The sequence below is a fragment of the Streptomyces sp. NPDC049915 genome (assembly GCF_040656475.1).
Taxonomy (GTDB): domain Bacteria; phylum Actinomycetota; class Actinomycetes; order Streptomycetales; family Streptomycetaceae; genus Streptomyces.
Genome location: NZ_JBFAMH010000040.1, coordinates 12,250 through 29,722, shown reverse-complemented (window position 1 = coordinate 29,722; position 17,473 = coordinate 12,250). Strand labels below are relative to the sequence as shown.

The 17,473-nt window shown below is 72.3% G+C and carries 18 protein-coding genes; 9 read left to right on the top strand and 9 right to left on the bottom strand.

Annotation, left to right across the window (positions count from 1 at the left end; genetic code table 11):
• Positions 1-61: 61 nt before the first annotated feature.
• Together AB0J12_RS36735 and AB0J12_RS36730 are read left to right on the top strand one after the other, a co-directional pair.
• Positions 62-835: an IclR family transcriptional regulator gene (locus tag AB0J12_RS36735; protein WP_363269073.1), complete on the top strand. Its 774-nt coding sequence runs from the start codon at positions 62-64 to the stop codon at positions 833-835.
• Complete coding sequence (locus AB0J12_RS36730; protein WP_363269071.1) at positions 832-1,683, top strand: SMP-30/gluconolactonase/LRE family protein; 852 nt, start codon at positions 832-834, stop codon at positions 1,681-1,683. Before AB0J12_RS36735 ends, AB0J12_RS36730 begins: the two co-directional genes overlap by 4 nt.
• Positions 1,684-2,036: 353 nt before the next feature.
• Here AB0J12_RS36730 and AB0J12_RS36725 read toward each other — a convergent pair whose 3' ends face one another.
• The 6 genes from AB0J12_RS36725 to AB0J12_RS36700 form a co-directional block, all read right to left on the bottom strand.
• Positions 2,037-3,452, bottom strand: a complete 1,416-nt coding sequence (locus AB0J12_RS36725; protein ID WP_363269070.1) for an FAD-dependent monooxygenase — start codon at positions 3,450-3,452, stop codon at positions 2,037-2,039.
• 28 nt (positions 3,453-3,480) lie between these two features.
• On the bottom strand, positions 3,481-4,659 hold the full coding sequence (locus tag AB0J12_RS36720; protein ID WP_363269068.1) for an MAB_1171c family putative transporter: 1,179 nt from the start codon (positions 4,657-4,659) through the stop codon (positions 3,481-3,483).
• The gene (locus AB0J12_RS36715) at positions 4,656-6,014 is read right to left on the bottom strand and encodes an MAB_1171c family putative transporter (RefSeq protein WP_363269067.1); all 1,359 of its coding nucleotides are present in this window, start codon (positions 6,012-6,014) and stop codon (positions 4,656-4,658) included. Before AB0J12_RS36715 ends, AB0J12_RS36720 begins: the two co-directional genes overlap by 4 nt.
• Positions 6,011-6,517 carry a toxin gene (locus tag AB0J12_RS36710; protein ID WP_363269085.1) on the bottom strand — a complete coding sequence of 169 codons (507 nt, stop codon included), beginning with the start codon at positions 6,515-6,517 and terminating at the stop codon, positions 6,011-6,013. The genes AB0J12_RS36715 and AB0J12_RS36710 overlap by 4 nt, the downstream gene beginning before the upstream one ends.
• A 119-nt stretch (positions 6,518-6,636) precedes the next feature.
• Positions 6,637-7,869, bottom strand: a complete 1,233-nt coding sequence (locus AB0J12_RS36705) for an MAB_1171c family putative transporter (protein ID WP_363269066.1) — start codon at positions 7,867-7,869, stop codon at positions 6,637-6,639.
• Positions 7,866-8,444 (bottom strand): toxin-antitoxin system, toxin component family protein, encoded by a 579-nt coding sequence (locus AB0J12_RS36700; RefSeq protein ID WP_363269065.1) that lies wholly within the window; start codon positions 8,442-8,444, stop codon positions 7,866-7,868. The genes AB0J12_RS36705 and AB0J12_RS36700 overlap by 4 nt, the downstream gene beginning before the upstream one ends.
• Positions 8,445-8,709: 265 nt before the next feature.
• On the opposite strand from AB0J12_RS36700, the gene AB0J12_RS36695 reads away from it, so the two are divergent.
• The 6 genes from AB0J12_RS36695 to AB0J12_RS36670 all read left to right on the top strand — a co-directional run bounded on the left by AB0J12_RS36695 (position 8,710) and on the right by AB0J12_RS36670 (position 14,931).
• Positions 8,710-10,059 carry an extracellular solute-binding protein gene (locus AB0J12_RS36695; RefSeq protein ID WP_363269063.1) on the top strand — a complete coding sequence of 450 codons (1,350 nt, stop codon included), beginning with the start codon at positions 8,710-8,712 and terminating at the stop codon, positions 10,057-10,059.
• Positions 10,056-10,997 (top strand): sugar ABC transporter permease, encoded by a 942-nt coding sequence (locus tag AB0J12_RS36690; protein ID WP_363269062.1) that lies wholly within the window; start codon positions 10,056-10,058, stop codon positions 10,995-10,997. The genes AB0J12_RS36695 and AB0J12_RS36690 overlap by 4 nt, the downstream gene beginning before the upstream one ends.
• Positions 10,994-11,857, top strand: a complete 864-nt coding sequence (locus tag AB0J12_RS36685; RefSeq protein WP_363269061.1) for a carbohydrate ABC transporter permease — start codon at positions 10,994-10,996, stop codon at positions 11,855-11,857. The genes AB0J12_RS36690 and AB0J12_RS36685 overlap by 4 nt, the downstream gene beginning before the upstream one ends.
• A 22-nt stretch (positions 11,858-11,879) precedes the next feature.
• Entirely contained in the window at positions 11,880-12,842 is a 963-nt protein-coding gene (locus AB0J12_RS36680) for an arabinan endo-1,5-alpha-L-arabinosidase (protein ID WP_363269060.1), read from the top strand.
• A gap of 81 nt (positions 12,843-12,923) precedes the next feature.
• Positions 12,924-14,438, top strand: coding sequence for an alpha-N-arabinofuranosidase (locus AB0J12_RS36675; RefSeq protein WP_363269059.1), 1,515 nt, complete (start codon positions 12,924-12,926; stop codon positions 14,436-14,438).
• A 31-nt stretch (positions 14,439-14,469) separates the two neighbouring features.
• Complete coding sequence (locus AB0J12_RS36670) at positions 14,470-14,931, top strand: Rrf2 family transcriptional regulator (protein WP_363269058.1); 462 nt, start codon at positions 14,470-14,472, stop codon at positions 14,929-14,931.
• Positions 14,932-14,940: 9 nt separating this feature from the next.
• Here AB0J12_RS36670 and AB0J12_RS36665 read toward each other — a convergent pair whose 3' ends face one another.
• On the bottom strand, positions 14,941-15,621 hold the full coding sequence (locus AB0J12_RS36665; RefSeq protein ID WP_363269057.1) for a hypothetical protein: 681 nt from the start codon (positions 15,619-15,621) through the stop codon (positions 14,941-14,943).
• 174 nt (positions 15,622-15,795) lie between these two features.
• Between AB0J12_RS36665 and AB0J12_RS36660 the strand changes: the two genes are divergently transcribed.
• A complete protein-coding gene (locus AB0J12_RS36660) occupies positions 15,796-16,446 on the top strand; it encodes a DUF4360 domain-containing protein (protein WP_363269056.1) in 651 nt (216 codons plus the stop codon).
• A gap of 12 nt (positions 16,447-16,458) precedes the next feature.
• On the opposite strand, the gene AB0J12_RS36655 is transcribed toward AB0J12_RS36660, so the two are convergent.
• A complete protein-coding gene (locus tag AB0J12_RS36655; RefSeq protein ID WP_363269055.1) occupies positions 16,459-16,644 on the bottom strand; it encodes a DUF397 domain-containing protein in 186 nt (61 codons plus the stop codon).
• Positions 16,641-17,408: a helix-turn-helix transcriptional regulator gene (locus tag AB0J12_RS36650; RefSeq protein WP_363269084.1), complete on the bottom strand. Its 768-nt coding sequence runs from the start codon at positions 17,406-17,408 to the stop codon at positions 16,641-16,643. Before AB0J12_RS36650 ends, AB0J12_RS36655 begins: the two co-directional genes overlap by 4 nt.
• Between the last annotated feature and the right edge of the window lie 65 nt (positions 17,409-17,473).

Genomic DNA, 17,473 nt, shown 5'->3' with positions numbered 1-17,473 from the left:
CGACCGCCTGTTGAAATATCGAACGCAGGCTTTCTGACCAACCAAGGGAGGGGGCCGCCTCGTGGGACGCCTCGTACCTGCCGTGACCCGGGCTCTCGACATTCTGGAGCTCTTCCTCGACGGGGACGGCACGCTCTCCGCCCCCGACATCGTGCGCAAGCTGCAGCTGCCGCGCACCACCGTGCACGAGCTGGTCACCACGCTCGCCGCCCGCCAGTACCTGGTCCCCGTCCCCGGTCAGCCCGGACGCTACCGGCTGGGCGTGCGCCCGTACCAGCTCGGCAGCCGCTACGCCGAGCAGCTGGACCTCGCCGCCGAGGGGCAGCAGGTGGCCCGCGACGTCGCCGAGACCTGCGACGAGACCGTGCACGTGGCGATCCTGGAGGGCACCGACGTCATCTACATCGCCAAGGTGGACTCCACGCACGCGGTGCGGATGGTGTCGGCGGCCGGCCGCCGGCTGCCCGCGCACTGCACCTCGGTGGGCAAGATGCTGCTGGCCTCCCTCCCCGAGCAGGAGCTCGCCTCCCGCCTGCCGGACGACGCCGAGCTGGTCGCGATGACCCCGAACAGCATCACCGATCCGGCCGCCCTGCGCGAGGCCCTGGCCGAGATCCGCGCGCGCGGCATCGCGGTGGAGTCCCGCGAGTCCAACCCGGACGTGTCCTGCGTGGCCGCGCCCGTGCGCGACCGCACCGGGAGGGTCGTGGCCGCGCTGTCCATCTCCGTGCCCATGATCCGCTGGAGCGAGGAGCGCCGGGCCGAGCTGGAACAGCTGGCCGCCAAGGGCGCCGCCGAGCTGTCGGAGCACCTCGGCCACCGGAGCGCGGTATGAGCGGCCCGGCGTACGAGGTCGCGGTACGGGCCGGGGCGGCCCTCGGCGAGGGGCCGGCCTGGGACGCGGCCGCCGGCCGGCTGATCTGGCTGGACATCCTCGGCTGCCGCGTACACACCTACGACCCGGTCACCGGCCGCCGCACGGTGCGCACCACCGAACAGCACGTCGGCGCGGCCAAGCCCCGCAGCGGCGGCGGCCTGGTGCTGAACCTGCGCGACGGCGTCGGCCTGCTCGACCCCGACGGCGCCTTCCGCTGGCTGCACCACGAGCCGGTGCCGGGCCGCCGCGCCAACGACGCCGCCGTGGCCCCCGACGGCGCCCTGTGGGCGGGCACCATGCGCTACGACGAGGCGCCGGGCGGCGGCACCCTGTCCCGGCTCACCGGCGACGGCGCGGCCGAAGTGGTCCTGGACGACGTGGCGGTGAGCAACGGCACCGGCTGGAGCCCGGACGGCCGCCTGATGTACTACATCGACTCCCCGACCCGCCGCGTCGACGTCTTCTCCTACGCCGAGGGGCGCGTGGCGGACCGGCGCCCGTTCGCGGAGATCGAGGAGGGCGCCGGCTTCCCCGACGGCCTCACGGTCGACGCCGACGGCTGCGTGTGGGTGGCGCTGTGGGACGGCGCGGCGGTACGCCGCTACACGCCCGACGGCCGCCTGGACCGGACGATCACGCTGCCCACGCCGAGGGTCACGGCCTGCGCCTTCGGCGGGGCGGACCTGACGGACCTGTACGTCACGACGGCCCGCGTCGGTCTGACCGCGCCGCATCCGGTGGCCGGTTCCCTGCTGGTCGTACCCGACGCGGGCAAGGGCCAGCCGCAGCCGACGTTCAGGGGCTGATCCGGCAACCCACCAGGGCCTGGCGGCTCCGCGCGGCTCTCACCCGGGCTCCGGTCCGCCGAGGCCCGCGGGCTCCGCGCGGCTTTTACTCGTGCCCTGGTCCGTCGGGTCTGCCGGCTTCGCACGGCGCTCACGCGCGCCCCGGTCCGCCGGGGCGCGTCGGACCCGCGCGGCGCTCACTCGGCCCCGGCCCGCCGGGCCTGCGGCTCCGCGCGGCTCACTCGGGCCCCGGCCCGCCGGGCCTGCGGCTCCGCGCGGCGCCCACGCGCGCCCCGCGCCGCCAGGGACCGCCGGCTCCAGCGGGGGTTTCACCCGCGCCCCGGCCCGCCGGGCCTCCCGGCCCCACGCGGCGCTCACGCGCGCCCCCGCTCCTCCCGCCCCGTGTGGTCCAGTTCCGTCAGGATCTTGCGTTCCGCCGGGGTCAGCGGTGGTCCCGACAGGGGCGGGAGCAGGGGGCCCGTCAGGGCCGCCAGGATCGCGTCGGGGCGCAGCAGGCGGGTCGGGCCCGTGCGCAGGCTCGTCAGGTCCCACAGGACCCGTGCCGCGTCGTGGGACGACGTCGCCGCGCCCGTCAGGCGGCGGGAGTAGCGGGTGACGAGGCGGTCGGCGACGCCGGGCCGGCCGCCTCGTACGTCCGGGAACCAGATGTCCTGGCCGACCGCCGACGCCCAGGCCGCCTCCACCGCCCGGGCCGCCCCGCGCTGCACCCGGCGCGCCAGGCCGGGCGCGGTGGGGCCGCCGCGTTCCAGCTCCCGGCGCAGCCGCGCGGCGCCCAGCGCGGCCACCGACATGCCCTGACCGTAGGCGGGGTTGAACGTCGCCACCGCGTCCCCGAGCACCACCAGACCCTCCGGCCACTCCCGCACCCGCTCCAGATAGCGGCGGGAGTTCTTCGTGCTGCGGCTGACATGCACGTCGCCCAGCGGCTCGGCGCCGGAGATGAGCCGGCCCACGATCGGGTGCGGCAGGTCGAGCGTGTACCGCAGGAAACCCTCCGGATCCGCCGGCGGCTCACCGCCGCGGGTGCCGGCCAGGCTGACCATCCAGCGGCCGTCCTCGATGGGCAGCACCATGCCGCTGCGGCCCGGCCGGGACACATACGGGTCGGCCTGGACGACGGTCAGCGGGAAGTCCTCGGCGCCTTCGGGCGTGCGGTAGACCCGCGTGGCGTTGACGAGCCCGGCGTCCACCGTCTTCTCCCGGATCCCGGACACCCCCAGCCGCTCCAGCCGTTCGACGACCCCGGAGCCGCGCCCGCCCGCCTCGACCACCAGGTCCGCCGTGAACTCCTCCTGCCCGGCGCCCGTTTCTACCCGTACGCCGCGCACGCGGCCGCGGGAGCCGATGAGTTCCAGCGCCCGGCCCCGCTCGATCCGTACGCCGGTGTGCGCCAGCACCAGGTCCCGCACCACCCAGTCCAGCAGCGCCCGGCTGCAAGTGATCATGCGGGGCCCGCCGTCGCGCCAGCGCCGCAGCCAGCCCTCCGGGGTGAGCGCCAGCATGCCGGAGCCGAGCGGCACCTCGTGCGCGCCGGCCGCCAGCAGCGCCTGACGCACGCTCACCCGCGGTATCAGCTCCTCCATCGCGGCGAGGCCGCCCGGCATCAGCAGATGGGCGTGCCGCCCCTGCGGAAGCCCTTTGCGGTGGTCGGGACCGTCGGGCAGGTCGTCCCGCTCCACCACGACCACCTCCGCCACGGTGGCCGACAACGCCGCCGCGGCCAGCATCCCGGCGAGGCCGGCTCCGATGACGACAGCTCTGTGCGGCATGGGGCTCCTTGGGTCGGCGAACAGGAGTTCAGCGGGGGGAGGCGGCCCTTACCGTACCCGCGCGCCATCCCGTGTCGAGAGGGGAACGGGACAGGGCACGCGCCAGTTCCACCAGGCCGCTCGTGCCGGGCACCTCCGTGGCGTGCAGCCGGTAGGGGCTCGGCGCGTCCAGCGGCGGCTCCTGCGCGGCGGCCCGGCGGGTGGCGGCGGCCAGCATGGCGGCCTCCGCGTCGATCCGGGCCCGGTGCGCGGAGCGGCCGGCCCGCAGCCCCTCGTCGAGGGCGCGCAGGCGGACCCGCTCGTCGAAGTACGGGGCCAGCGCGAGCAGCGCGTCGTGGATGGACACCTCGCGCCAGCGCAGCCGTTCCTGCGGCAGCCACCACCAGCGGGCCTGCGGCTTCGGCGCGGTGGAGGCGAAGCGCACCGCGGTCCACAGCGGGCGCAGCGTGCGGTTCTCGCCGTAGCCGCGCCACTGCGCCACGACCGCCGGCAGCAGCCTCGGCAGCACGAACCCGGCGGAGCAGATCAGCGCGCCGAGCGAGGCCATGGGCGGGGCGACGGTCGTGGACAGGAAGTCCATGTCGTGACCGGACCAACGGGCCACCACAGCGGCGTACTTGGCGGCCTGGAAGCCGAGCAGGTCCAGCAGGGCGCCGGTCAGGATCAGGCGCAGCCCGGCGCGCAGCAGGCCGGTCACCTCGCGGCCCCACTTCACGCACACCGCGCACATCGCGAGCATGGCCGCGCTGTGACCCAGCAGGTACAGCAGGATCATCTCGCGCAGGCCGGGCGTGGTCGCGTAGTACGTGTCGAGGTCGGTGAGCCGCTCGGTGCGGGCGTCGGCGAGGGCGAACAGCACGACGATGGCGACGATCACCGCGCCGTACGCGGCGACGCAGCGCAGCACCAGCCGCCGCACGCGCTCCCGGGAGCCGCCGCGCCAGTTGATCAGCAGGATCAGCAATGAGCAGCTGTACGCGCTGAGCATGCCGTAGGTGAGCGGAGCGCCGAAGTTGGGGATGCCGGTCAGGTCGTTGACCGCGGCGAGCGTGAGCGGGGCGGCGCACACGAACACGAGCGAGCCGAGGACGATCGCCGCGCACGTGGACACCGTCAGCGGGTTGCGCAGGGCGGTGCGGGGCCGGCGGAAGAGCAGCACGGAGGACAGCCCGAACACACAGGCCGCCAGGTACACGACGAGACTCATCGCGGGCGCACTCCGTCCACGCCCCGCGCCGGCCCGCGCACCCCGCCGAGCGCGTCCGCGATCCGGGCCAGATCGACGGGACCACCCGGGGGAAGGGCCACCGGGTCGCCGGCCAGGGCCGCGAGCCGCCCGGGAGCCGGGGGAGCCGGTTCGGCCGCTGCCGCGAGCCGCCCCGGAGCCGACGCCGTGCGGTCGGCCGCTGCCGCGAGCCGCCCGGGACCCGTCGCCGTGCGGGCGGCGGCCGGTGCCGTGCGCCGGCCGGGTGTGCCGTCGGGCGGCGGCGGCGCGTGAGGGGCCGGGGGCGACGGCGCCAACGCCCGGTCGCCCCGGTCCTCCCGGTCCCGTTCCGCCGCCGCCGCGATCACCGCCGCCCAGGCCGTCGCGGCCGCGTGGGCGGGGTCGCCGGTGGCCTCGAGCGCGGCCTCGTGGGTGCGGGCGTACAGGAGCGGGTCGTAGGCGCCGTCCAGGTGGCCGAGGGCGTTGTGGATGCTGGTCTGGCGCCACATCAGGCGGGTGGGCGGGGTGGCCCAGCGCGGCCGGGGCAGGCGCAGGGCGCGGCGGGTGAGGACGTCGTCCAGCTCCCGCTCCAGCGGCGCGAGCCGTGCATACGCCTGCCACGCCCGGTGCCACTGAGCGAGCCGGGGTCCGGCCAGCGGTACCAGGATGCCGGCCGAGGTGAGCAGGGCGCCGAGCCCCGCCGCGGCCGGTGAGACGGCGGTGTCCAGCGGCGACCAGTCGTGCCCGGTCCAGCGCGCGCCCACCGCGACGAGCTTGGCGGCGCTGTACCCGGCGCCGCACAGCGTGCCCGCGCCCAGCACGAGCAGCCCGGCGCGCAGCCAGCCGGTCACCCGGCGGGCCCAGGCGAGCGCGGAGACCAGCGTGACGGAGGCGGCGACGAGGTGCGCCACCAGGTACAGCACGATCATCTCGGCGATGAACGGCGTCGTCGCGTAGTAGGTGTCCAGGTCGGTACGGCGCTCCACGGGCGCGTCGCCCAGCGCGAACGCCGCCCCGATGCCGAGCGCCACGCCGGTGTACGTGACGATCCACCGGCGCGCGGTGCGCCGTACACCGGGACCGCCCCGCCAGCGCACGATCAGCACCTGGGAGGCGGCGCCGTACGCGGTGATCGCCGCGTAGGTGAGCGGCGCGGCGAGGTTGGCGACACCGCTGAGGCGGTTGACCGTGCCGATGGTGGGCGGCGCGCCGAGGAAGAAGCACAGGCCGGCCAGGCCCAGTACCGCGCAAATGGCCCGCAGATAGGGGTCGTGCCGGTGCCGCACCAGGTCGGGCGCCTTCAGGGCGAGTCCGAGCCACAGCACGCCGCAGCTGAGGTAGTTGGTCAGGCCGTTCATCCGGGTGTCCCGCGGTAGTTGAGCGCGGCCCCGATCCGGCCGGCGAGATCCTGGGGGCCGCCGGCGTCGGTGCTGTCGGCGGCGAACACCGAGTCGGGGGACGCCTCCAGCCAGGCCCGCAGCCGGCGGCCCATCAGCATGCCGAAACGGTCCGCCTCCTGCTCCTCGGCGAGGCTGAAGTCGGTGCGCGCGGCGACCGGCTGCGGCAGCTCGCCATGGGCCGCGGCCTCGTCGTCCCGCCGGTTCATGTGCCACACCTCGTGGCAGAAGATCACGATCTGGTGCCACACCGCGGCCCGCCGGTCGACGACCACGATGTCCTGCCCCTCGCGTGCCAGCCACAGCCCGCTCGCCGTGTGCGGCGGGAAGACCTCGCGGTGGACGGTGACCTCCCGGCCCCGCCAGGCGCTCACGGAGTCGACGAGCGCGGCGAACAGCGTCTCGGGGTCCGTGGGCAGGGACACCTGCATGGGGTCGATGAGGGCGTCGGCGAGCCGACGCATCTCCTTGCTCGTACGCCAGATACGCACTGTCCTCGGCACCGTCCCGGTGTGCTCGTGCGGTTGTCGTGCACCTTGCCAGCCCCCCGCCGTGCACTATGCCAACCCCCGCGGCCCCTCAGCTACCTCGTGCCCTGCGCGGGGCCGAGAGAGGCGGCGCGGGCGCGCACCTGCGCCACCGCGTCCCGGCGGCGCAGCGCACGCGAGACGGCGCCGATCTCCCGCAGCAGCCGGGCGGTGTCCACGCCGTCTGCCGCCTCCTCGTCGACCTCGGTGCCGCGCCGTGCCTCGACGGCCTCCAGCAGGGCCACCGCGGCGGCGATCGCCCGCGCCCGCTCCGGTGGGTGCCCGAGGGCGAGGGCGGCGTCCTCGGCGCGGCGCCGCAGGTCCTCGTCGAGGTGGCGGGCCAGCGGGAGCAGGACGTCGCGGATGTACGTCTCGCGCCGGATGAGCCGCAGTTCGGGCGCGGCGCGCAGCACGCGGGGCACACCGCGGCCCTGCACGGAGCGCATCAGCTGGTACAGCGGGGCGAGTTCGCGGTGGGCGAGCCGGACCCGCCAGCGGTCCTGGAGGTACTGCCCGATGTGCGGCAGGATGAAGCCGACCGCGATGAGCACGGCGGACAGCCCGGCGACCGGGGGCGCCGCCTTGGTGGAGAGCCAGTCCAGGTCGTGCCCGGTCCACCGGGCGGCGACGGCGGTGAGCTTGGCGGCGTCGAAGACCAGGTTCATGGCGTAGCCGCCGCCGAGGAAGACCAGCCCCCAGCGCAGCCAGCCGTCGAGGCCGTCGGTGCGCACCCAGTTCCAGATCAGCCGCGAGGTGATCAGGACGGCGACGCAGTGCGCGAGGAGGTAGAGCAGGATCTCCTCGCGCATGAACGGCGTGGTGGCGTAGTAGGTGTCGAGGTCCCGCAGCCGCTCCTCGGGCACGTCGGCGAGGGCGAACAGCATCCACAGGGCGACGATCACCGCGCCGTAGGAGGTGACGACCAGGCGCCGGGCGCGGCGGGTGGTCGGCGCGTGCTCGGACAGGCCGTTGCGCCAGGCGATGATCAGCAGCAGGCAGGATCCGCAGAACGCGGTGAGCAGCGAATACACCAGCGGCGCGGCGATGTTGGGCACGCCGGTGACCCGGTTGGTCCAGGCGATCGTGGACGGGGCGACGAACACGAACACCGAGCAGGCCAGCAGGAGCAGTCCGCCGACCGCGCGCAGCAGCGGGTCCTTCCACAGCCGCACGATGGTGGGCAGTTTGACGGCCAGCGCGGAGGCGAGCACCAGCGTCGGGATCCACCAGAACGAGGTGTAGAAGTCGGTCACGAACGCCGAGGGGGTGAGCGCCAGCCGTACCGTCACCGCGGGCTCCGTGGGCGCCCGTGGTAGCCGAGGGAGCGCTGCAGCGGGTCGGCCGTGCGCTGGTCGGCGGCGCCGGTGACGAGGTCCCGGCACAGCGCGGCGAGCCGGTGCCCGAAGTCGTCGGCGTCGGCCTCGTCGCGCGAGCGGGAGCGGGAGCCACCGCGGGCGGCGGCGCCGAGCGCGAGTTCCTGCCAGCCGGGCCGCCCGGCCAGCGCCCGGGCCGCGGCGGGGGTGGCGACCTGGTGCCGGTGCCCGGCGTGCAGATGCCACAACTCGTGCCCGAGGACCACCAGTTGCTGCACCTCCTCGGCGCGTTCCTCGACGATGACCAGGTCGAAGGCCTGGAACTCCACCCACAGCCCGGTGACCCCGATGCCGTCCGGGAACCTCTCGAAGCGCAGTTCGACCGGCCGTCCGCCGCGCCGCTGTGTCATCGCCGCGCACAGTGCCCGGCACAGGTCCCGCACATCGCGCGGGGGTTCACCGGCCCGGCGTACGGCGGTGGTGAGGGAGGCGGCGAGAGCGCGCATGGACGAGCGGTGCCGTGAGTGCCGCAGCAGCGCCGTGATGTCCATCCCGCCTCCTTCCGCCGCCGCTTTCAGGGCTGTTCGAGCCTACGTGGCCGGGCGTGTCCGCGTCACGCGATCCACCGGCCAGGAGCGCGGCGCGGATTGATCACGTTTCGACAACCGGAGGTAAGTCCTGTCCGAACCATTGACGTCCCGGCGCTCCGACCTTACGGTCCCGTTCGAAGTTACGAGCGTCATCCGAAATATCGAACATACGGGGATGGCGCTGCGGGCAAAAGGGCACGACGCCCTCGAAACGTAAGGGCAGGCAATGGGACGACCTGGCCTGAATCGCAGGCACCTTCTGGCCACCGCGGGCGGCCTCGCCACCGCGGGCAGCTTCGGCTTCGCGGCCCTCGGCACGGGCGCCGACGCGCTCGCCGCGGGCGCACGCACCCGCGTGCGCTACTGGAACCTCTTCAGCGGCGGCGACGGCTCCAACATGATCGCCATGCTGGACGCCTTCCGTAGAGAGAACCCCGACGTCGCGGTCAAGGACTCCACCCTCCAGTGGGGCAACCCCTTCTACACCAAGCTCGCCATGGCGGCCGCCGGCAACCGCGCACCGGAACTCGGCGTCATGCACCTCGGCCGTGTCACCGGCTTCTCGCCCGGCCGCCTGCTCGACCCGTGGGACGTCGGCCTGCTCGCCAAGTACGGCATCCACGAGAAGGACTTCAACCCCGCCCTGTGGAAGCGCGCCGTCATCGACGGCAAGCTCTACGCCCTCCCGCTCGACATCCACGTCCAGCTCTGCTTCTACCGCAGGGACGTGCTGAAGAAGGCGGACCTGATCGGCGACGACGGCCGGCTCGTCCCCGTCACCTCCACCACCGAGTGGTTCGACGTCCTGAAGAAGGCGAAGAAGGTCACCAAGGGCGGCCTGCAGACCATCGGCCTGTGGACCAACGACCAGAACTTCCAGTGGTGGTTCTTCACCGCCTTCTACACCCAGCTCGGCGGCACCTGGTTCAACGCCGAGAACACCGAGGTCACCTTCGACGCCGACAAGGCCACCGAGGTCCTGGAGTTCCTGCGCCGCCACGTCACCGACGGATACGTCATCCCCGGCGCCCCCACCGGCGAGCAGTTCGTCAACGGCGCCCCCTTCACCTGGGAGGGCAACTGGTCGGTGCCGGTCTTCTCCGGCGCCGAGCTGGACTACGGGGCGACCCCGCTGCCGCCCGTCTTCGGCAAGCGGGCCACCCACGCCGAGTCCCACTCCTTCGTGCTGCCGCACCAGTCCGGCCGCGGCGGCGCCACCAACGAGGGCGCCCACCGGCTCGCCGCGTACGTCGTCAAGCACGCCCTGCAGTGGGCGGCCGGCGGCCACATCCCCGCCTACACACCGACGCTGTCCACGGCCGCGTACCAGAAGCTCACCCCGCAGCACGAGTACGTCAGCGCCATGGACCACCAGGCCACCGAGCCGAAGGTGTGGTTCGCGGGCTCCACCGGCATCCTCGCCCAGGACCTCGGCCCGATGGTCGTCTCCTCGACGATGGGCTCCGCCAAGCCGGACACGGTCGCGCGCCGGATGAAGACCGAACTCGTCAAGCTCCTCGTCTCGAAGAACCCGATGGACGGCCACACCGCCGCGCAGGGAGGTGCCGTCGCATGACGACGACCAGCGCAGAAACCGTCATTCCCCCGGTGCGGGCGACGACCGCCACCGCCGGCGCGACCCTCCGCCGCAAGCAGGGATTCCAGCACGGCGGCTGGTTCGTCGCCCCGTTCCTGGCGCTCTTCGTGCTCTTCGTGATCTGGCCGCTGCTGCGCGGCATCTACCTCAGCTTCACGGACGCCAACGTCTCCGGCGAGAGCGCCCGTTTCCTCGGCCTCGACAACTACCGCGAGGCCCTGGGCGACGCCGCCATGTGGGACGCGCTCGGCCACAGCGCGTACTTCACCCTCCTCGTCGTCCCCTGCATCACCGTCCTCGCCTTCCTGCTGGCGATGCTCGCCCACCACATCGAGCGCGGGAAGTGGCTGTGGCGGCTGTGCTTCTTCGCCCCGTTCCTGCTGCCGTCGACGGTCGCCGGAAACATGTGGCAGTGGCTGTTCACCCAGGGCATCGGCCTGTTCAACCAGACCCTCGGCATCGACACGCCCTGGCTGACCGACAAGTCGTACGCGATGCTCGCCATCGTCATCGAGACGCTGTGGTGGACGGTCGGTTTCTCCTTCCTGCTCTACCTCGCCGCCCTCCAGGGCATTCCCGCCCACCTCTACGAGGCCGCCAAGCTCGACGGCGCCAACGCCTGGCACCGCATGGTCCACATCACCCTGCCGATGCTGCGCCACATCACCGGCCTGATCGTCGCGCTCCAGATCCTCGCCTCGCTGCAACTCTTCGACCAGGCCGTCGTGATGATGGACTTCGGCCCCGGACCCGAGCTCAGCACCCGCTCCTTCGTGCAGTACACCCTCGAACAGGGCTTCACCAGCTACCGCGTGGGCTACGCCTCCGCGATCTCCATCATCTTCTTCGTGATCATCGCAGTCGTCGCCCTGGCGCGGATGTGGCTGCTGCGCAACCGTGAGGAGGGCGGCCGATGACCACCGCCACGTCGACCGTACGCACCAAGGTCCGCAAGCGCTGGACCCCCAGCCAGATCGTCCTCACCCTGCTCGGCGTCGCCGTCTCCGCGCTCTTCGTGGCGCCGATCGGCGCGGCCCTGCTCACCTCGCTGAAGTCCGAGGCCGAGGCCGCCGAGATCCCGCCGCACTGGCTGCCCGAGCACTTCACCGGCCAGGCCTGGAAGGCCCTCTTCGACACCGGCAACATCACCGACTGGCTGGTGAACTCCCTCGTCGTCTCCGTCTGTGTCACCGCGATCGTGCTCATGGTGAGCGCGCTCGCCGGATACGGCTTCGCCCGCACCGAGTTCCGTGGCAAGAGCGTCCTGATGGGCGTCGTGATGGCCGGGCTGATGGTCTCCCCGGCGGTGCTGGGCGTGCCCCTGTTCACCACGGTCCAGCAGATGGGGATGGTCGACACCTACTGGGGCATGATCCTGCCGCAGTGCGCGCCCGCCGCGATGGTCTACATCCTCTACAAGTTCTTCCAGGGCATCCCGCGCGAACTCGAGGAGGCCGCCTTCATCGACGGCGCCGGCCGCTGGCGGGTCTTCTTCACCGTCGTCCTGCCGCTGTCGCGTTCCTCGCTCGCCGCGGTCGGCATCTTCACCTTCATCGCCTCGTGGAACAACTTCCTGTGGCCCTACATGGTGACCAACAACCCCGACCTGATGACCATGCCCAACGGCATCGCCACGGTCATGAACTCCTACGGCATCCAGTGGGCCCAGCTCATGGCCGGCGGCCTGATGGCCGGCCTGCCGCTGATCGTCGTCTTCGTCTTCTTCCAGCGCCAGATCGTGGCGGGTGTCGCGCACACCGGCCTCGCCGGACAGTGAGAACTCCCGAGGAGCACTTGAGTTGAAGCGCACGCGACTCGCGACGGGCGTCGCCGCCGTCATCGCCCTGATCCCGGCCACGGCAAGCGCGGACGTCACCTACCCCGACCCTCAGCCCATCACGGGCCAGCAGATCATCCACGACCCCACCGTCATCCGCCTCGAGTCCGGCGGCTACGTCGCCTACTCCACCGGCGGCGTCATCGGCGCCCGCCTCTCCAAGGACCGCAAGCAGTGGGACGACGCGGGCAACGCCTTCGCGACCCCGCCGAGCTGGTGGTACGAGTACAACGACACCGGCGACCCGTGGGCCCCCGACATCTCCTTCCGTGACGGCCGCTACTGGCTCTACTACGCCGTCTCCTCCTGGGGCACCAACCACTCCGCGATCGGCGTCGCCACGTCCCCCACCGGCCTGCCCGGCACCTGGACCGACCACGGCAAGGTCTTCAGCTCCGAGAAGACCGACGCCTGGAACGCCATCGACCCCGCGGTCGTCAAGGCCGACGGCAAGCTGTGGATGGCCTTCGGCTCCTACTGGACCGGCATCCGCATGGTCCAGCTCGATCCGAAGACCGGCAAGGCGATCCCCGGCGCCGAGGTCCGTCACCTGGCCACCCGCCCCGACGCCCCCTACGCCGTCGAAGGCCCGTACATCGTCCACCACGGCCGCTACTACTACCTCTTCGCCTCCTACGACGCCTGCTGCGCCGGAGTGAACTCCACCTACAAGATCCGCGTCGGCCGCTCCACGTCCGTCACCGGCCCGTACGCCGACAGCACCGGCAAGTCCCTGCTGGAAGGCGGCGGCGACCTCCTCCTCGCCGGCCACGGCCGCTACGTCGGCACCGGCGGGGAGTCCGTCTTCCGCGACGCCGGCCAGGACTGGCTGGCGTACCACTACTACGACGCGACGGACGACGGCACACCCAAGCTGGGCCTGAACAAGGTGTCTTGGGACTCCGGCTGGCCCGAACTCCGGTAGGGGCGCGGGGAACTGCGCGACCAGCCACAACGAACCGGTAGTCGCTCACGCAACAGAACCACCCACTCGGAAAGGCGAACATTGCACTCCGCCCGATTCTCCTTGGACCCCGCCTTCACCATCGGCGAAGTAAACCCCCGCCTCTTCGGCTCCTTCGTCGAACACCTCGGCCGCTGCGTCTACACCGGTATCTACGAACCCGACCACCCCACCGCGGACGCCGAAGGCCTCCGCACAGACGTACTGGAGCTCGTGAAGGAACTCGGCGTCACCACCATCCGCTACCCCGGCGGCAACTTCGTCTCCGGCTACCGCTGGGAGGACTCCGTCGGTCCCGTCGAGGACCGCCCGCGCCGCCTCGACCTCGCCTGGCACTCGACGGAGTCCAACCGCTTCGGCCTGTCCGAGTACATCGCCTTCCTGAAGAAGATCGGCCCCCAGGCCGAGCCGATGATGGCCGTCAACCTCGGCACCCGGGGCGTCGCCGAGGCGCTCCAGCTCCAGGAGTACGCCAACCATCCCTCCGGCACCGCGCTCAGCGACCTGCGCGCCGCCCACGGCGACAAGGAGCCGTACGGCATCAAGCTGTGGTGCCTCGGCAACGAGATGGACGGCCCCTGGCAGACCGGCCACAAGACCGCCGCCGAGTACGGCCGCCTCGCCGCCGAGACCGCCCGCGCCATGCGCCAGATCGACCCGTCCGTCGAACTGGTCGCCTGCGGTTCCTCCAGCCAGGCCATGCCCACGTTCGCCGCGTGGGAGGCGGAGGTGCTCCAGGAGGCCTACGACCTGGTCGACTTCATCTCCCTGCACGCCTACTACGAGCCGCTCGACGGCGACGTCGACTCCTTCCTGGCCTCCGCGGTCGACATGGAGTCCTTCATCGAGAACGTCGTCGCGACCGCCGACCACATCGGTGCCAGGCTCAAGTCCGAGAAGAAGATCAACCTGTCCTTCGACGAGTGGAACGTCTGGTACCTGACCCGCTGGGAGGAGCGGGCCAAGACCTTCGCGCCGGAGGACTGGCCCGAGGCGCCGCGTCTGCTGGAGGACAACTACAGCGTCACCGACGCCGTCGTCTTCGGCTCCCTGCTGATCGCCCTGCTCCGGCACGCGGACCGGGTGACCGTCGCCTGCCTCGCCCAGCTGGTCAACGTCATCGCCCCGATCATGACCGAGCCGGGCGGCCCGGCCTGGCGGCAGACGACGTACTTCCCCTTCGCGCAGGCGTCGAAGTACGGCCGCGGGCAGGTGCTGGACGTCCGCGTCGACTCGCCGACGTACACGACGGCCAAGTACGGCGAGGCCGACCTGCTGCACGCCACCGCGGTGCGCGCCGAGGACGGCGCCGTCACCGTCTTCGCGGTCAACCGTGGCCGCACCGAGCCGCTGCCGCTGCACGTCGCCCTGAGCGGCCTGGACCTGACCCGGGTCGTCGAGCACAGCGCCCTCGCCGACGCCGACCCGGACGCCCGCAACACGCTCACCGAGCCCGAGCGGGTCGTCCCGCACCAGGTCGACGGCACGACTCTCGCCGACGGCCGGCTGACGGCCGTACTGGAGCCGCTGTCGTGGAACGTGATCAGGCTGGCGTAGCAACCACGGCTGCGCGCGCCACAATGAACGCATGAGGATCTCGGCGCGGGCTGACTACGCGGTGCGGGCGGTGCTGGAACTGGCCGTGCGGCAGGAGGGCGACGACCCGCTGAAGGCGGAGGCCATCGCCGCGGCCCAGGCCATCCCGCACAAGTTCCTGGAGGGGATCCTCGGCGACCTGCGCCGCGCCGGCATCGTGGACAGCCGGCGCGGCGGGGGCGGCGGCTACCGGCTGGCCCGGGAGGCGTCCGCAGTCACGGTGGCGGACGTCATCCGGGCCGTGGACGGCCCGATCGTCTCGGTCCGCGGCGAACGCCCCACCGGCCTGACCTACACCGGCAGCGCCCAGCCCCTGCTCCCGCTGTGGATCGCCCTGCGCGCCAACGTCCGCAGGATCCTCGAGGGCGTCACGGTCGCCGACATCGCAGCCGACGCCCTCCCGGAACCGGTACGGCAGTTGGCGGCGGAACCGGCGGCGTGGGAGAACCCGTGAGGTGCTGAGCTAGGGCCGCCGGGCGTCCCGCAGGGCACGGACGAGCGCCTGGTCGCCCTGTCCCAGCAGGGCCTTCTCCAGGCTGTGGTCGTCGCGCCGGTCGAGCCGCTCCCCGTGGGCGAACCCGTCGGTGCCGACGACCTGCCCGCACCACTCCCCGCGCCCCACCACATGCCCGTCGAACGGCACGACGCCGCCCTCGCCGAGGGCCACCCACCGCCCCTCGCGGTGGCGCAGGGCGAGGATGTAGGTGTGACCGGGCACGACCCGGGGCGCGTCCCCCGTCAGCACGTCCACCCGGGCCCTGCTGCCGCGGGTGATCTTCCAGCCGGGCGCCACGTAGTCGAAGGCCGCGCCGACGGCCGGATGCGACCGCTCCCTCGACTCGTACGGCACGGACTCGGCGCGGATGCGCACGGTGCGCTCGACGGCGTACCGGTAGGGGCCCGGGGGCAGCTCCCGCCGCCCGCTCTCCCGTTCGCCCACGGCCTGCCCGACGACCACGACGTCGGCGTACGCCACCCAGTCCCGCGCGGTCTCGGACGGATAGGGATTGTCCGGATACCCGCACCCGTTGACGGTGTCGAGCCCGCCCCACCCGACGAGCACCCCACCGACGACGCCCAGGGCGGCGAGGGCGGTGACGAGGGCACCTGTCACGGAGGAGGAGGGGAAGCGGGGTCTGTGCATCCGCTGATCTTGAAGCCCGCCCCGGCCCCCGGCTGTGGTGGAAGCCATAACTCCGGTCACAGCCGTGTCACAGGAGGACGCCGCGAATGGCCGGAGGCCGCCTTCACGGATCCCTCACACATCCCCGACAGTCAGTGCGACACAGCCACCCCCCAGCGAACGGACGGAGAGACCATGACCGGTGGACTCCTCCTGAGCGGCGTCCTCGCCGCTCTGCTCGGCACGGCACTACCGGCACAGCACCCGTCCTCCGGGTTCACCGACCCGCCCCCGGACAAGATCGTCATCAAGGTCGCCACGGTGAACGGCTCCGGCTGCCCCCAGGGCACCACCGCGGTCGCCGTCTCCGAGGACAACACGGCCTTCACCGTGACCTACAGCGACTACCTGGCCCAGACGGGCGGCAACTCCGACCCGACGGCGTTCCGCAAGAACTGCCAGCTGAACCTCCTCGTGCACGTCCCCCAGGGCTTCACCTACGCCGTCGCCAGCGCCGACTACCGCGGCTTCGCCGCACTCCAGCAGGGCGCGAGCGGCGCGCAGAGAGCCTCGTACTACTTCCAGGGCTCCTCGCAGACGGTCTACCGGAACCACCCGCTGACCGGCCCCTACAACGACAACTGGCAGGCCACCGACACCACGGACTGGGCCCAGCTGGTGTGGGCCCCCTGCGGCGTCCAGCGCAACTTCAACATCAACACGGAGCTGCGGGTGAGCGCCGGCACGTCGGCGCCCGGCAAGGTCAGCTTCATGACGATGGACTCGACGGACGGCGACATCAGCACGGTCTACCACCTGGCGTGGAAGGAGTGCCCGAACTCCTGAGGCGCTGAGGCGTCAGCCTTCGCTCACGTAGCTGAGGAACTCGGCCCAGGACCCGGCGGACACGGCGAAGTCGCCCCCGTCGCGGTCCTTGGAGTCGCGGACGTGAACGCGGGCGGGGGTGAGGGCGACCTCGACGCAGTCGCCGTCGCCGCCGCTGCTGTAGCTCGACTTGAACCAGGTCGGCTCGCTGGTGCTCATGGGTCTCCTCGCATCCGCCGCAACAGGCTCACGGAGTCCGGGACGGTGAGAGCCTGTGCCCGCATCCTGACATAACGCTTCTGGAGAACGCTGAGCTCCTTGGGGTCGGAAACGAGCAGTCCGCCTCGCTGTCCCTCGCAATAGGCGAACCACCTGTTCTCCGGAGTCTCCAGCAACTGCATGGGGCCGTCGAGCCCGGCATGCCATTCGCATTCCGTCGGCATGATCTGGATCTCGACGTTCCGCAACATGGCCAGGTGCAGTAAGTGGTCGATCAGCTGCGTCGTGGTCAGGGGGCCGCCCGTTCGCCGCCTGAGCAAATGCTCTTCCAGGATGAAGCCGAACGTGGTGTTCGGCCGTGTCCGCAGCAGCTCCTGCCGTTCCGCTCGAGCGACCCACTGCTCCTCGATCTGCTGGTCGTCCAGCGGAGGCAGTTGCTGGGTGAACAACGTCCGCGCATAGGCCTCCGTCTGCAACAGCCCTGGAATCAACCGGCATTCGTACGTGTACAGAGTGATGGCCACCCGCTCCATCCGCGCCCACTGCCGGAACCACGCCGCCAGGCCCGGCTGCCGAGCCAGATGTGCCGCCGCCCCGCGCAGCGCGCCCGTGTTGCCCGTGGCCTCCTCACCCCGCTCCACGAAGGCCGGATCCGGCATACGACGGCCCAGCTCCACCGACGCCACCGTGTGTTTGGAGAACCGCACCAGCTCCGCGAACTCCTCCCGGCTCAGCCCGGCATGCTCCCGTAACGCCTGGACCATCGCCCCGAACGTGCGCAGGCTGTCCGAGGACTCACCATCGACCACTGTCGATCACCTCCCCACTG

Excerpts from the sequence above, each read along its gene's own strand:
- AB0J12_RS36730 (WP_363269071.1), top strand. The coding sequence starts at position 832 with ATGAGCGGCCCGGCGTACGAGGTCGCGGTACGGGCCGGGGCGGCCCTC.
- AB0J12_RS36660 (WP_363269056.1), top strand. The coding sequence starts at position 15,796 with ATGACCGGTGGACTCCTCCTGAGCGGCGTCCTCGCCGCTCTGCTCGGC.
- AB0J12_RS36690 (WP_363269062.1), top strand. The coding sequence starts at position 10,056 with ATGACGACGACCAGCGCAGAAACCGTCATTCCCCCGGTGCGGGCGACG.
- AB0J12_RS36725 (WP_363269070.1), bottom strand. The coding sequence starts at position 3,452 with ATGCCGCACAGAGCTGTCGTCATCGGAGCCGGCCTCGCCGGGATGCTG.
- AB0J12_RS36655 (WP_363269055.1), bottom strand. The coding sequence starts at position 16,644 with ATGAGCACCAGCGAGCCGACCTGGTTCAAGTCGAGCTACAGCAGCGGC.
- AB0J12_RS36670 (WP_363269058.1), top strand. The coding sequence starts at position 14,470 with ATGAGGATCTCGGCGCGGGCTGACTACGCGGTGCGGGCGGTGCTGGAA.
- AB0J12_RS36720 (WP_363269068.1), bottom strand. The coding sequence starts at position 4,659 with ATGAGTCTCGTCGTGTACCTGGCGGCCTGTGTGTTCGGGCTGTCCTCC.
- AB0J12_RS36695 (WP_363269063.1), top strand. The coding sequence starts at position 8,710 with ATGGGACGACCTGGCCTGAATCGCAGGCACCTTCTGGCCACCGCGGGC.
- AB0J12_RS36665 (WP_363269057.1), bottom strand. The coding sequence starts at position 15,621 with ATGCACAGACCCCGCTTCCCCTCCTCCTCCGTGACAGGTGCCCTCGTC.
- AB0J12_RS36700 (WP_363269065.1), bottom strand. The coding sequence starts at position 8,444 with ATGGACATCACGGCGCTGCTGCGGCACTCACGGCACCGCTCGTCCATG.
- AB0J12_RS36710 (WP_363269085.1), bottom strand. The coding sequence starts at position 6,517 with ATGCGTCGGCTCGCCGACGCCCTCATCGACCCCATGCAGGTGTCCCTG.
- AB0J12_RS36715 (WP_363269067.1), bottom strand. The coding sequence starts at position 6,014 with ATGAACGGCCTGACCAACTACCTCAGCTGCGGCGTGCTGTGGCTCGGA.
- AB0J12_RS36685 (WP_363269061.1), top strand. The coding sequence starts at position 10,994 with ATGACCACCGCCACGTCGACCGTACGCACCAAGGTCCGCAAGCGCTGG.
- AB0J12_RS36650 (WP_363269084.1), bottom strand. The coding sequence starts at position 17,408 with ATGGTCCAGGCGTTACGGGAGCATGCCGGGCTGAGCCGGGAGGAGTTC.